This window comes from Rhodanobacter sp. DHG33 (genome assembly GCF_014843005.1).
Lineage (GTDB): Bacteria > Pseudomonadota > Gammaproteobacteria > Xanthomonadales > Rhodanobacteraceae > Rhodanobacter_A.
The window spans coordinates 26,591-40,683 of the sequence record NZ_JACYXM010000002.1; the positions used below are offsets into that span (position 1 = coordinate 26,591).

Genomic DNA, 14,093 nt, shown 5'->3' on the forward strand with positions numbered 1-14,093 from the left:
ACTGGCGGGATGGATTTCATCCGGGATGCCTCACGATGCATTGAGCCAGTCGCCAGGGTTGCAGTCGATATCGTTCCACGCGGGGATCATCGCAGGACGGGCAATGTCTCTTTTGCCGTAATCCATGAACGCGACCATGCAGCCGCGACTCGCCTCGATGGCGCGCGGTGAGGTCATCGCCGGGAAATAGCCATTCGCCATGTAGCCGGGGAAATGGCTGCCGAAGTTCTCGTGGGTGCCGGTGAGAAGGATACTGGGATTCGCAGCGGTGCCAGCGCAGGCTTGGCCGAAAGGCGGCTGCACCATCAATGCGATAACGGGCAGCGGCAGTCGGCATGGGCGGATCGGCATGGCGTGTTCCTCGGTGGCGCGATGGTTTCAGTGCGCGGGGCCGTAGGGATCGGTGATGCCCGTCATCCAGGGATCGTGGGTGGCGATGCGCCATTCGGCCAGTTGCGTGCGCAGCTCGTCCAGCGTGCCGGCGTGCGCAGGATCGGCGGCGAGGTTGACCACCTCTTCCGGATCGGTTGCGAGGTCGTACAGCTCCTCGGCGGGGCGATGCAGGAAGGCTTCCACGTTGCGCTTGCCCAGGCGCGCGCCCGGCGTGGCGAGGATCGCCCGCCAGCTCGGCGAGCCCGCCACGTCGCCCGCCACCGGCGCGGTGAGCGAGGGTTCCAGATTGTGGAAGTAACTGTGGCCGCGCGTGCGCACCGAGCGCACCGGGTAGTACTGGTTGATCTCGTGGAAGCTGCGCGTGGCGAATACGCGATCCCAGCCCGCAGGATCGGGCGTTTCGAGGATGGGCAGCAGCGAACGCCCGGGCAGCGGCGCGTAGCGGTAGTTGCCGGGCGCCGTCACGCCGGCCCAGTCGAGGATGGTGGGCGCAATGTCCACCCAGCTCACCATCGCGCGGCAGCGCAGGTTGCCGGCACGCCGTTGCGGCGAGCGCACGATCAGCGGCAGGTGGATGCCTTCGCGGTAGAGGTTGTCCTTGGCCGCGGGGAAGGCGCGGCCGTGGTCGCTCAGGTAGATCACCAGGGTGTCGTCGGCGTGGCCGGCGGCGGCCAGCTCGGCCAGCATCAGACCCACGCCGCTGTCGAGCCGGCTCACCGCCTCGCAGTATTGGGCGAGGTCTTCGCGCACCGCGGGCAGGTCGGGCAGGTGCGGCGGGATGCGCACGTCGGCAGGCGCATAGCGGCGGCGCGGCACGTCCGGCCAGTCGCGGGTGTTGGCGAACTGCGAAGGGTCGCCGGCGCGGTGCGGGTCGCTGTAGCCCACGGTGAGGAAGAACGGGCGGGTACCCTGCGCGCGGATCCACTGACCGGCTTCGCGCGCCATCGCGGCTACGTCGCGCTGGCCGGGGCGTTCGGGCAGCAGCCACGCGTCGTAGTCCAGCAGGATCTCCGGCTTGACGTGCAGCTTGCCGGCGATGGCGGTGGCGTAGCCGGCCTGCTTGAGCATCCACGGCAGCGTCTTCACGTCGTCGCGCAGCGAGAAGTTGTGCACGTCGTGCGACAGCCCGTACATGCCGTTGGTGTGCGCATAGAGACCGGTGTACAACGTGGCGCGGCTGGAGCTGCAGGAGGAGACCGCGGCGTAGGCCTCGGTGAACAGCGTGCCTTCGCCGGCCAGCCGGTCGAGCGCGGGCGTGTGCACCGCGCCGCCGCAGCAGCCCAGGTCGAAGCCGTGGTCGTCGGCCACCATCAGCAGCACGTTGCGCACGACGGAGGTCATGCGGCTTCTCCGGCGATCGCGGCAGGCGGCAGCCGGTCGAGCTTGCGCTTGAAGAAGAACAGGCTGACCAGCATCAGCGAGATCGGCAGCAGTGAGAAGTAGAAGGCGTGGATGCCGCCCAGGCCGGCGAACACCCGTGCGGTGACGTAGGAGCCGGTGGTGCCGCCCAGCGCCGAGACCACCACGATCAGGCCGGTCATCGCCGCATGCATGGTCTTGGGCAGGGAGCTCAGCGAAACCGAGTTGATCACCGGATAGATCGGGCCCATCAGCAGGCCGAGCAGGGGAATCAGGTAGGCCGCCAGCGGGGCGTGGAACCAATCGATGCCCGGGCGCGCCGCCACGTCGCGCGCCAGCGGCAGGGCCACGATCACCAGCAGCGCCATGCCGATCACGCAGGCGTTCAGCAGCGTGTACCAGTTCATCCGGCGCAGCAGCAGCACGGCCACGAAGCGACCCACGCCGATCATGCCGGCGAGGATGCTGGCGAACTGGATGCTCATCGCGTTCGGCAGCTTCAGCACTTCGTTGTTGAAGGTGGGCAGCCAGGTGCCGAAGCTCTGCTCGATCATCGGGTACAAAAACACCGAGATCAGGAACACGTAGACCAGCGGGCGTGCCAGCAGCCGCATCATCTCCATTATCGCGTCGGCGGCCGAGCGGTTGTGGCCCCGCTCGTGCACGGCGCTCTCGTCGAGCCGCGCGCTGGCGAGCAGCAGCAGGGTGAAGGCGCACAGCGCCGCTAGCGTCCAGTAAACGTTGAGCCAGGCGAGATCGCCGGGGTTGGCCGGATCGACGTACAGGCTGAACAGCCAGTTGCCGCCCAGCACGCCCATCATGAAAAGACCCTCGATGGTGTTGGTCAGCCGCGTGTGCGCCACCTTGCTGGCGGTGAGCAGGCCGATCGAGGAGTACACGCCGATCTTGGCCAGGGCGAAAGAGAACCCCACGCTGGCGAACAGCAGGCGCGTAGTGAGGAAGCCTGGGTACAGCGGCATCAGCAAGCAGGCGACGCCGACGATCGCCAAGGCCAGCATCATCGAACGGCGATAGCCCATCAAAGGCAGAAACGAGGCCACCGCGAACGAGGCGATGGCGATGGTGAGGTCCTTGTAGCGTTCCAGCGCGCTGGCCGCGGGCTTGTCGATGCCGAAGCTGGCGATGGATTGCAGGATCACCGTGCCCACGCTGTTGAGCAGGATCGCGAAGACCACATAGGTCAGCGCGAGCGCGGCGATCATGCGGAAACGGTTCATGCGCACCTCGTGCCGGAGAAAAAGGGCGGCCCGAACCGCCATCGCGCCGTTCGGGCCGCCGCGCGGGGAAGCGTCAAATCCGGATTCTCCGCCCTTGCCGCCGTTTTCGCTTGCGCGCGAACGGCGGCAGGGGCGGCTTCAAGCTTGCCTTAGAACTGGTACTTCACCTGGAAGTTGTATTCGTGGCCTTCCAAGGTACGCGCGAGCAGCACACCCGACGCGCCGGTCGCGTTGCCCGCGATGCGCGAGTTCGACTCGGTCAGGCCCAGTTCGTCGGTGACGTTGGAGCCGAGCAGGGTGAACACCCAGTGCTTGTTGTAGGTGTACTGCGCGCCGATGCTGAAGTCGGTATAGCTGCCCAGCTGTTGCAGCGCGAGCTGGTCCTGGGTGTGCTGGCCGACGTACTCCATCGTGGTCCACAGCAGCAGGTCGCCGTGGGGCATGGTGAAGTGCAGGGACGGCATGATGCGCACCTGGAACTTGGGCTGTCGCTGCAGCTGCTTGCCCTCGTAGGTGCTGACGAATTCGCCGGTGGGGTTGTCGCTGGTCGGCAGGCCGTAGAACACCGCATCGCCGTCGAAGTGCGAATAGTGGCCGTCCATCCAGTCGCCGGAGGCGGCGATCGAGAACATCTGGTCCGGCGTGGTGGCGCGCACCGTGAAGTTCAGGCCCTTGGTGTCCGAGCCGTAGGTGGAGTACTGGCCCGGGTCGATCGGCACACCCAGGATCGACGGCTGGTAGGACAGGCCGTTGAACTGGCGGTGGTAGAACGAGAGGTCGGTGCTCAGCCAATCCGCGGTGTACTTGTAGCCGATCTGGAAGTTCTGGATCTTCAGCAGCGGCGGCGTGTTGCCGGTGGTATTGCCGCGCATGTCGTCGAAGCTGTTGAAGTGCGCGCCCTTGTTGGCGCGGACGTAGAGGGACATGTCGTCCTGCAGCTTGTAGGTGGCGCCCAAGGTCCACGAGGTGTGGGTCTTGTTGTAGTCGGTGACCGAATACGTGCCGTTGCACATCGCCACGCTGTTGTCGTACAGCGTGTTGGCGTTGCCGTCGATGTTCACGTTGGAGAGGTTGCACACGGTGTTGCGGGCGTTCTCGTTCTCCACGCGGGTCGAGGCGTCGAAGATCCACTGGCCGACGTTCCAGGTGTCAGACAGGTAGAACGCCTTGTTGTCGGCCACGCCGTTCTCGGTGATGTTGTAGCCGCCGTTGAAGATCAGGCCCTTGTTGTTGGTGACGTAGTAGGTCTGGCCGTTCTGCACGTAGCTCACCTGGATCGGGGTGGCGTTCGGCGTGTTGGTCATCAACATCGGGTTGCCGAGCGACCAGCGGTCATCGTCGGTGTAGTGCGCCAGGTACAGGCCTGCGGTCAGCGTGTTGCCCTCGAACAGATCCCGACTGATGCGGAAGTCGTTGATCATGCTGTGCAGGTTCTTGTGGATGTGCCACAGGCCCTGGCTGATCACGTCCAGGTTGGGGTTGTTGATGGTGCCGCCGCCGTTGATGTAGCTGGCGTTGAACACGGCACCCGTGGGGACGGTGCCGCTGGGGTAGGTGCCGCCAGTGTTCTCCCAGCTGCTCAGCGTCTGGGGATTCGAGCCGGAGAACAGCGCGTTGGTGTCCATGTTGCCGCCGTCGACCAGGAACTTGTCGCTGACGGTCCAGCCGTTGCCGAAGTCCCAGTCGAAGTTGACGCCGAAGAAGCCGAGCTGCGCGCCGCGGCCGTCGGCAAGGTTCACATTGGTGCCGCCGCCCGGATAGCTTTCCAGGTAGGTGTGCTGCATCGCGCTGCTGTAGTAGGTGCCGGTCAGCGGGTTGAAGCCCGGGTACGCTGAGAACATGCCCGAGCGATCCTGGATCAGCGGAATCGGCGTGATGAACTGGTTCTTGTCGTCCAGGCCGCGCGCCCAGAACACCAGCGAGCCGTTGTCCCAGTCCTTGGTCAGCGTGGCGGTGAGCTGGCCGCCCTTGTCGGCGGCGTACTGCGGATTGCGCACGCCGTTGGAGTCGCGGTAGAAGCCGCCCACGCTGCCGTACCAGCCGGTGTTCTGGCCGATCGGGAAGCCGTAGAAGCCGTCGATGCGGCGCAGATCCTCCGTGCCGTAGGTGACGCCGATGTCGCCGGACGGCGTGTCGGTGCCCTGCTTGAGGATGTAGTTGGAAGTGAGGCCGATCTGGCCGTCGCCGAACACCACCGACGGGCCGCCCTGCAGCAGCTCCACGTGGTCGATGGTGTCGTCGAGGCGGAACATCGAGCTCTGCTCGAAGAACGACAGCGACGGCATGCCGTACAGCGGCGTGCCCATGATCTGGTTGGTGTAGAACGGCGCGTCGCCGCCGCCCGGGAAGCCGGCGATCTCGACGTTGGCGCCGGTTTCGCCGCCGGTGGATTCGGGCCACACACCGGGCGAGAGCTTCAGCAGGTCGGCCGCGCTGCGCGGGTTGGTCTGCTGGATCTGGGCGGCGGTGGCGGTGGTGATCTGGTAGCTGGCGTCGATCTTGCGCACGCCGGCGTTGCTGGCCGAGCCGGTAACGACGACCTGGTCCAGGGATTTCACCGACTTGCCGTTCTTCGCGTTGCTATCGCCTTTCTGCGTGGTGCTGTTGCTGGCGGTGGTGGGCGTGGCGTTGGCGGTCTGCCCATTGTCCTGGGCCAGCACGGTGCCGGAGGCCAGTGCGGCCGCAATGGCCGTGGAAAGCGTCAAGCTTGTAAGTATCCGAGCGCTCATGTTCTGACTCCCCATCAGTTCTGATTTCGTGGTGATGTGGCAACGGCAGAAGGCCGGGCCGAAGGGCCGCTTGTCGTTCTTATGCGGCGGATGTCGAACGCGGCGATGTTCGGCAACAGCACGTCGGCATCGGCCAGGGCATCCGCCCGTCCGATGCCTATCGCCGCCATCCCAGCGGCGTGAATACTGGCGATGCCCGCCGCGGCGTCTTCCACGCCGAGGCAGTCGGCCGGCGCCAGGTCGAGACCGGCGGCGGCGGCGAGAAAGATTTCCGGATCGGGCTTGGAGCGTGCGATGCGTCCCGCATCGACCACGTAGTCGAACAGGCCGGCGATGCCCAGCCGCGCGAGCAGCTGCGGCGCATTGCGGCTGGCCGAGGCCAACGCGGTCTTCAGCCCCGCGCGGCGCACCGATTCCACCGCGGCGCGGGCGCCGGGCAGCAGGTGGCGCGGATCGAGGCGTTCGATGAGTTCGACGTAGCGGGCGTTCTTGCGTGCGGCCAGTTCGGCTTTTTCGGCGTCGCCGTAGTGGCGCGGCGCGCGTTCCAGCAGGATCTCCAGCGAGCCCATGCGGTCCACGCCCTTCATGCGCTCGGCGATGGCTTCGTCGAACGGCGCGTCGATCTCGGCGGCCAGTTGCTGCCACGCTTCCCGATGCAGCACGGCGGTGTCGGCCAGCACGCCATCGAGGTCGAAGATCACCGCCTTCAGTTCGTGCGACGCCGCGGGCGTGTGCCGGAACTGCAGCACTTCGCCCTTGCGCAGGTGCTGCGGCTGGCCGCGGTGCAGGAAGTCCAGCGCGTCGCCTTCTAGCAGCGCATAGCGCACGCCGGCGGCATCCACTTCCACGCGCAGTTGCGTGCCGCGCCAGCGCAGGCCGAAGCGATAGCTGCGCCAGCCGCCCGGCAATTGCGGTGCCAGTGCGGGCTGGCCGCCATGCACGCGCAGGCCGCCGAATCCCCAGCTCAGCGCCAGCCAGCTGCCGGCCATCGCCGCCGTATGCAGGCCGTGCGCGGCGTTGCCGTGCAAGTCGTCCAGGTCCACGCGCAGCGTGTCGAGGAAATAGCGGTATGCCTGCGCCTCGCGTCCCGTCTCGGCGGCGAGCACCGCGAAGGTGGAGGCGGACAGCGTGGAGTCGTGCACTGTGACGCCTTCGTAGTAGTCGAAGTTGCGCCGCTTCGCGGCCACGTCCACGTCCTCGCCGGCCAGCATCAGCGCGAGCAAGGTGTCGGCCTGCTTGCACACCTGGTGGCGGTAGATGGTCAGCGGATGCCAGTGCAGCAGCAGCGGGCGCAGCGCGGGGTCGTGCATCTGTTCCGGCGTCAGCCGCGGCTTGTCGAGGAAGCCGTCGTCCTGCGGGAAGATGCCCAGTCTGGGGTCTTCCACCAGGTACATCGCATCGGCGGCACGGCGCCATGCCGAGGCTTCGTCCGCGCCCAAGTCGAGGTGCCGCACCAGCGCGACGTGCGCGGCAGGATGCGTGGCGGCGAGCCATTCGAGGGTCGCGGCGGCATCGCGCAGATGCCGCTGCGCCATGCGGTTGGTGTAGTGGTTGTTGTCCGCCAGCGCGGAGTATTCGTCCGGTCCGGTCACTTCATGGATGCAGAAGGCGCCGTCGCGACGCGGGTTGTAGTGGCCGATCTGCAGCCAGATGCGCGCCGTTTCGCACAGCATCTCCGCACCCATGTCGCGCAGAAAGGTCTCGTCGCCCGTGGCGTCCACGTACAGCCGGATCGCCCAGGCCACCGCGGCGTTGATGTGGTACTGCGCCGAGCCGCCCGGGAAGTAGGCCGAGCATTCGTCGCCCGAAATGGTGCGCCACGGGTAGAGCGCGCCGCGCGCATGGTTCAGTTCGCGGGCATGGGCGCGGGCACGGTCCAGCGTGGCGTGGCGCCAGGCCAGCATGTGCCGCGCCAGTTCCGGTGCGGCGGTGACCAGCACCGGCAGCATGAAGGCTTCGGCATCCCAGAAGCAGTGGCCTTCGTAGCCTTCGCCGGTGAGTCCCTTCGCGGCGACGCTGCCGTGGTCGTCGCGGCTGCCCGACTGGAACAGCTGGAACAGGTTGAAGCGCAGCGCCTGCTCCACGTCCGGCGCGCCGTCGATGGCGAGGTCGGCCGTTTGCCACAGCGTCGCGAGCAGGGCCGCCTGGCCGGCCAGCAGGGAGGGGAAGCCTGCTTGGCCGGCCGCTGCCAGCGCCGCTTCGGCGCCAGACAGCAGGGCGGGATCGGTGGGGTCGGTGGCGCCGGGTTGCGACCAGCTCCAGGCGGCGAACTTGTCCAGCGTCACTTCGCCGCCGGGGACGAGCTGGCCCGCATAGGTCTGAATCACGCCGTCCGGAGTGCAGGCGGCGTTCTGGAAGGTCAATGCGGAGTCGGCGCAGCGATGCGTCTGGGCGCAGACCAGGCGGATGTCGCTGCGCGTGGTGTGCTGGGCCACCCAGGCGATGCCGGCGTCGGCGTGGGTGTCGCGCAGCTGCAGGCCGCCGTGCAGGTGGGCGCCGATGCGCGGATCGTCGCCCTGGCCGATGGCCGCGCGCACGGTGTCGATGGCCGATTCCAGCGTGATCGGGCCGCGATAGTCGATCGAGCGCACGCGGTAGCGGATCGCCAGCAGGTCGGGGCGGTCCAGCGCCACCAGCCGCTCGGCGACGATTTCCAGCGTGCCGCCGGAAGGCGCGCGCCAGCGCAGCGTGCGGCGATAGCAACCCTGGCGCAGGTCGAGCCGGCGCTCCAGCGACAGCCATTCGCCCTCGTCCAGCCGCACGGGCGTCTCGCCGAGCCGCAGGCGGATGCGGCTGGCATCGGCCACCGGTACGCGGGTGTCGGTGTGGCGGGCGAAGCCGGTGAAGCGTTCGTGGTAGGTGATGGGCGAGCGTTCCCATACGCCGGCGAGGAAACAGCCCTGGCTGGGGCTGTCGTCCTCCTCGAAACCGCCGCGCACGCCCAGCGAGCCGTTGGCGAGGGCGAACAGGCTTTCGTCCTGGGCGAAGCCGGCACGGTCGGTGCCGTGGCGTACCAACTGCCAGGGGTCGGCGGTGCCAGGCGTGCGCGGCACCGCACCCGCATCGGCGGGCAGGGCAGTCGGGGCCGCATCATGAGTCTGCACCAGGTGATTCCCCTCGCATGGCTGCAACCGGCGCCGGAATGGCCTTCGTTGCGTGTCCGTGGTGAGCATACGAGCGAATGATATCGATATCAAGATATCGATATCATTCGCTTCCGGAGCGGTAGCCGAGCGGTCTGCAAGCAAGCCGCAGAAGCATTGAACACGCCTCCTGCACGGGCGACACTAGCCGGCAACGAGGCTGGCCCGGTGCCTTCCTCATCGATGCCTGGGGGCAGTTGCGTGAGCCACGCCAAGAAGAAGTCACCCGCAACGGTGCAGTCCGGCCTGACCATGGCGGACCTGGCGAAGCTGGCCGGGGTATCCAAGATCACCGTGTCGCGCGCGCTGGGCGAGAGCCCGCTGGTGACGACGGAAACCCGCGAGCGCATCCAGGCGCTGGCGCGCAAGCACGGCTACAAGCTCAACGTCAGCGCGCGCAACCTGCGGCTGCGGCGCAGCCACACGGTGGCGGTGATCGTGGAGATGAAGCCTTCGTCCAGCCGCACCATGTGGGATCCCTACCCGTTGTCGCTGCTCGGCGGCATTTCGCAGGAGCTGACCTCGGCGGGCTACAGCGTGCTGCTGACCACCCGCCACGACGCGGCCAACGCGGCGGTGCAGGCCGCCGATGGCCTGATCCTGCTGGGCCAGGGCGTGCACCAGGACGCGGTGAGGCTGTACGACCGCATGGGCCTGCCGATGGTGGTGTGGGGCGCCGAGTCGGGGCAGGACAGCCATATCGTGGTGGGCAGCGACAACCGCCAGAGCGGGATCAGCGTGGCCGAACGGTTCCTGTCGATAGGGCGGCGCCACCCGGTCTTCATCGGCAATTCCGACCACCCGGAAATGGCGCAGCGCCTGCACGGCTTCGTCGACGAACTGGCCGGCCACGGCATCAAGCCGCTGCTGCTGCAGCGGGTGGACTGGACGCTGGAGTCGGGCGTCGACGCGGTGCGTTCGCTGTTCAACCGCAAGGTGCGCTTCGATTCGATCTTCGCCTGCAGCGACCTCTTGGCCATGGGCGCCATCCGCGCGCTGGTGGAGCTGGGCATGTCGGTGCCGAACGACGTCTCGGTCGTGGGTTACGACGACACCCCGCATGGCGCCAGCTTCCTGCCGCCGCTGTCCACGGTGCGGCAGAACTGGCAGGAGGGCGGCGTGCTGCTGGCGCGCAAGGTGCTGGCGCTGATCGACGGCCAGCCGGTGGCTTCGCAGATGCTGCCGACCAACCTGGTCGTGCGCGCGACCTGAGTCAGTCCGCGACGGCCGCTTCGCCGGCGAGGCGGTTCATCTGCGCCGGCGTCAGCACCAGCCGGAAGCAGCTGCCGCCGCCGGCCACGCGCACGTATTCCAGCGAGGCCTGGTTCGCCTCGGCCATCTGCCGGGCCAGGTACAGGCCGAGGCCGGTGCCGTATTCGTGGGTGGTGTAGAACGGCTCGAAGATCTGCGCGGCGACCTTGGGTGCGATGCCGGGGCCGCGATCGGTCACTTCCAGGATCGGCTCGCCGTGCTCGCCGGTGCGCACGATGACCATCACGCGCGCCGGCTCGCCGGGCATGCGGCCGTAGCGCAGCGCGTTCTGCACCAGGTTCCACGCCACCTGCTGCAGCTGCTGCGGGTCGGCCACGGCGGCCACCGCGACGGCGCCGCCCACGACCACGCGCAGGGTGTCGTTGCCGATGTCGTTGCCCTGTTTGTATTCGTCCACGAAGCCCTGCGCCCAGCGGCCCAGGTCCAGCGTTTCCGGCCGCGAGCGCTCGCGCCGCGACAACTGCAGGATGTTCTCGATGATCTCGTTGAGCCGTATGCAGTGGTTGTTGATGATCTCCACCATGCGCTGGTCGGCCGCGTCCATGTTCTCGGACTCGGCGAGCAGCTGTGCGGAGTAGCGGATCGCCGCCAGCGGGTTGCGGATCTCGTGCGCGATCGAGGCGGAAAGGCGGCCCAGCGAGCTGAGCGTGAGCTCCTCGGCGCGGCGCGACACCAGCGAGGTGTCGTCGAGGAAGATCAGCACCAGCGAATCGTCGTTCGGCGCGAGACGGGAGAAGCGCGGCACCACTTCCGGCACACCGTCGGCGAGCTGGGTCGCGGTCTCGTCCAGCTTGCCCGCGGTCATCCAGTGGTACAGCCGGCGCGACAGCTCCGGCGCGAGCCGGCCCAGGTCGCGCTGCTCGGCGCTGGGGTTGCCCAGCAGCATCCAGGCCGATTCGTTGATCTGGTGGATGCGGTTGGCGTCGTCCACCAGCAGCACGCCGGTCTTCATGCGGCGGATGATCAGCTCGTTGACCTGGGAGAGATTGGCCAGGTCGGTGCTGCGCTGCTCGGCTAATGCCTCGCTGGCGCGCAGTTGCCGGCCCAGCACGTGGCACAACCCGGTGATCGCGAAATAGGCCAGGCCGAACAGCGCCGATTCCATCAGGTTGCGGTCACCGCCGGAGGCGCCGGGCTGCGCGAGCATGGTGTGGCCGAGCAGGCCCAGCGTGGCCAGCGCCGCGAAGAAGCTGGACAGCCGCAACGGCAGGATCAATGCGCCCACGCCGAGATTCAGCGCCAGCATCACCGCGATGCCGATGCGGGCGTAATCGATCACGCTGATCGCCAGCAGGGCGGCGGCGATGTCCACCACCAGCCAGATCGACACCGCCACCCGCGCATAGGGCACGCAGCGCCGGGTCAGCGCCAGCGCTCCTGCGGCGACCAGCAGGTAGGGCAGGGTGACGAGCAGGGCGAGCTTGGGTGAATCTGTCGGCACGCCGCCGATCCGCGTCGGTGCGAAGGCAAGGCCGATGTAAACCAGCGCCTGGATCAGCCGGAAAGCGTTGAAGAACAGCATCTCGTGGCGGATTGCCGCCGGGATGGAGCGCTGGGCATTGAGCTGCGGCAAGGCGGTGCTGGACACGGTGTACGGCACTCCGGGCGGTCGTGGCGAAGTATAGGCAAACTCCGGGCGGGCCGGTTTCCGGGGCCGGTTTGCAGGCCCGGCAGACACGCGCCCCTTTCCATCGGTGGCCGCTTCCGCGAAAATGGGCGGCCGTTTCACGCGGTTCCCGCCTCGTCGGGGCATCACCGCGTGCATCGCAAGCCGGCAGCGTCCGCGCCGTCCGACTCTCCCGCAAGCCCGCGCCGCGTCCCTAACCGCGCGAGGCCGTGTTTCCCCGTTCGCTCGAGGCTTTCGAATGAATTTCCACGAATACCAGGCCAAAGAACTGTTCGCGCAGTACGGCATCAACGTACCGCCGGGCAAGGTCGCCAACTCCCCCGATGCCGCCGTAGACGCCGCCAAGGCGCTGGGCGGTACCCAATGGATGGTCAAGGCACAGATCCACGCAGGTGGCCGCGGCAAGGCCGGCGGCGTGAAGTTCTGCCGCAGCCTTGACGATGTGCGCGCCGCCGCCAAGGGCATGCTGGGCACCAAGATGGAGACCTACCAGTCCGCCGGCCGTGCGCTGCCGGTGAACCTGGTGCTGGTCACCGACGCCACCGACATCGCCAAGGAGCTGTACCTGTCGATCCTGGTGGACCGCGACTCCAAGTCCGTCTCCTTCATCGCCTCCAAGCACGGCGGCGTGGACATCGAGCAGGTGGCCAAGGACACCCCCGAGGACATCCACACCGTCGTGGTGGACTTCGTGGAAGGCCTGCAGCCCTACCAGTGCCGCCAGCTCGGCTTCGCGATGGACCTCAACGCCAAGCAGGTCGGCCAGCTGACCAAGATCATGCTGGGCCTGTACAAGCTGTTCAACGAGAAGGATCTCTCGCTGGTCGAGCTGAACCCGCTCGCCATCCTCGCCGACGGCAACCTCGCCGCGCTGGACGGCAAGGTGAACTCCGACGACAACGCCGAGTTCCGCCACGCCGACCTCGCCGCGATGCGCGACCTCTCGCAGGAAGACGCCGCCGAGGCCGCCGCGGTGCAGAACAACCTCAACTACGTGACGATGGACGGCACCATCGGCTGCATGGTCAACGGCGCGGGTCTGGCCATGGCCACCATGGACGTGATCAAGCTGGCGGGCGGCGAGCCGGCCAACTTCCTCGACGTGGGCGGCGGCGCCACCAAGGAGCGCGTCACCGAGGCGTTCAAGCTGATCACCTCGTCCGACAAGGTCAAGGCCATCCTGGTCAACATCTTCGGCGGCATCGTCCGCTGCGACATGATCGCCGAGGGCATCATCGCCGCGGTGAAGGAAGTGGGCCTGAAGATTCCGGTGGTGGTGCGCTTGCAGGGCACCAACGTGGAACAGGGCCGTGCGCTGCTGGCCAACTCCGGCCTGGCGATCACGCCGGCCGACGATCTCAACGACGCGGCGCAGAAAGCCGTGGCCGCCGCGAAGTGAGGAGCACACAGTCATGAGCGTATTGATCAACAAGAACACCAAGGTGCTGGTGCAGGGCTTCACCGGCCAGCAGGGCACCTTCCACGCGCAGCAGGCGATCGACTACGGCACCAAGGTCGTGGGCGGCGTCACCCCCGGCAAGGGCGGCAGCGAGCACATCGGTCTGCCCGTCTTCAACTCGGTGTCCGAGGCCGTCGACGAAACCGGCGCCGACGCGTCGGTGATTTTCGTGCCGCCGCCGTTCGCGGCCGACTCCATCCTCGAAGCCGTCGACGCGGGCATCCGCGTGATCGTGGCGATCACCGAAGGCATCCCGGTGCTGGACATGCTGCGCGTGAAGAACGTGCTGGCGCAGCATCCGGAAACCGTGCTGATCGGGCCGAACTGCCCCGGCGTGATCACCCCGGGCGAATGCAAGATCGGCATCATGCCGGGCCACATCCACCAGCCGGGCAAGGTCGGCATCGTGTCGCGTTCGGGCACGCTGACCTATGAAGCCGTGTTCCAGACCACCAACGAAGGCCTGGGCCAGTCCACCTGCATCGGCATCGGCGGCGACCCGATCAACGGTCTGAGCTTCATCGACTGCCTGAAGCTGTTCCAGGACGATCCGCAGACCGAAGGCATCATCATGGTCGGCGAGATCGGCGGTTCGGCCGAGGAAGACGCCGCCGAGTTCATCGGCGAGTACGTCAAGAAGCCGGTGGTGTCCTTCATCGCCGGTGCCTCGGCCCCGGCCGGCAAGCGCATGGGCCATGCCGGCGCGATCATCTCCGGCGGCAAGGGCACGGCGGCGGCGAAGTTCGCCGCGCTGGAAAAGGCCGGCGTCACCACGGTGAAGTCGCCTGCCGACCTCGGCAAGACGCTCGCCAAGCTGATGAAGAAGTAAGTCAGCACTGACTGCTCTAAAATGCGAAGGCCGCGATTCGTCGC

The 14,093-nt window shown here is 67.5% G+C and carries 9 protein-coding genes; 3 read left to right on the plus strand and 6 right to left on the minus strand.

Features of this window, described 5'->3' with window-relative positions:
• Positions 1–30 precede the first annotated feature (30 nt).
• From IHE46_RS03055 to pgmB, 5 genes are all read right to left on the minus strand, one after another.
• Entirely contained in the window at positions 31–351 is a 321-nt protein-coding gene (locus IHE46_RS03055; protein WP_192163167.1) for a hypothetical protein, read from the minus strand.
• Between the two features lie 27 nt (positions 352–378).
• Positions 379–1,734 (minus strand): sulfatase, encoded by a 1,356-nt coding sequence (locus tag IHE46_RS03060; protein WP_192163168.1) that lies wholly within the window; start codon positions 1,732–1,734, stop codon positions 379–381.
• Complete coding sequence (locus IHE46_RS03065; protein WP_225562777.1) at positions 1,731–2,990, minus strand: MFS transporter; 1,260 nt, start codon at positions 2,988–2,990, stop codon at positions 1,731–1,733. Before IHE46_RS03065 ends, IHE46_RS03060 begins: the two co-directional genes overlap by 4 nt.
• Before the next feature lie 149 nt (positions 2,991–3,139).
• On the minus strand, positions 3,140–5,695 hold the full coding sequence (locus tag IHE46_RS03070; protein WP_225562778.1) for a TonB-dependent receptor: 2,556 nt from the start codon (positions 5,693–5,695) through the stop codon (positions 3,140–3,142).
• A gap of 38 nt (positions 5,696–5,733) precedes the next feature.
• Positions 5,734–8,823 carry a beta-phosphoglucomutase gene (gene pgmB, locus IHE46_RS03075; protein WP_343229979.1) on the minus strand — a complete coding sequence of 1,030 codons (3,090 nt, stop codon included), beginning with the start codon at positions 8,821–8,823 and terminating at the stop codon, positions 5,734–5,736.
• Positions 8,824–9,114: 291 nt separating this feature from the next.
• Between pgmB and IHE46_RS03080 the strand changes: the two genes are divergently transcribed.
• Positions 9,115–10,074, plus strand: a complete 960-nt coding sequence (locus IHE46_RS03080) for a LacI family DNA-binding transcriptional regulator (RefSeq protein WP_192163737.1) — start codon at positions 9,115–9,117, stop codon at positions 10,072–10,074.
• 1 nt (position 10,075) lies between these two features.
• On the opposite strand, the gene IHE46_RS03085 is transcribed toward IHE46_RS03080, so the two are convergent.
• Positions 10,076–11,722 carry an ATP-binding protein gene (locus IHE46_RS03085; protein ID WP_192163171.1) on the minus strand — a complete coding sequence of 549 codons (1,647 nt, stop codon included), beginning with the start codon at positions 11,720–11,722 and terminating at the stop codon, positions 10,076–10,078.
• 277 nt (positions 11,723–11,999) lie between these two features.
• Here IHE46_RS03085 and sucC point away from each other — a divergent pair, with 277 nt between their 5' ends.
• Positions 12,000–13,160, plus strand: coding sequence for an ADP-forming succinate--CoA ligase subunit beta (sucC, locus tag IHE46_RS03090; RefSeq protein WP_192163172.1), 1,161 nt, complete (start codon positions 12,000–12,002; stop codon positions 13,158–13,160).
• A 13-nt stretch (positions 13,161–13,173) separates the two neighbouring features.
• Positions 13,174–14,049, plus strand: a complete 876-nt coding sequence (sucD, locus tag IHE46_RS03095) for a succinate--CoA ligase subunit alpha (protein WP_192163173.1) — start codon at positions 13,174–13,176, stop codon at positions 14,047–14,049.
• The last annotated feature ends 44 nt before the right edge of the window (positions 14,050–14,093 follow it).

Coding starts and splice junctions, on each gene's coding strand:
- IHE46_RS03055 (WP_192163167.1), bottom strand. CDS start 351: ATGCCGATCCGCCCATGCCGACTGCCGCTGCCCGTTATCGCATTGATG.
- IHE46_RS03060 (WP_192163168.1), bottom strand. CDS start 1,734: ATGACCTCCGTCGTGCGCAACGTGCTGCTGATGGTGGCCGACGACCAC.
- IHE46_RS03065 (WP_225562777.1), bottom strand. CDS start 2,990: ATGAACCGTTTCCGCATGATCGCCGCGCTCGCGCTGACCTATGTGGTC.
- IHE46_RS03080 (WP_192163737.1), top strand. CDS start 9,115: ATGGCGGACCTGGCGAAGCTGGCCGGGGTATCCAAGATCACCGTGTCG.
- sucC (WP_192163172.1), top strand. CDS start 12,000: ATGAATTTCCACGAATACCAGGCCAAAGAACTGTTCGCGCAGTACGGC.
- sucD (WP_192163173.1), top strand. CDS start 13,174: ATGAGCGTATTGATCAACAAGAACACCAAGGTGCTGGTGCAGGGCTTC.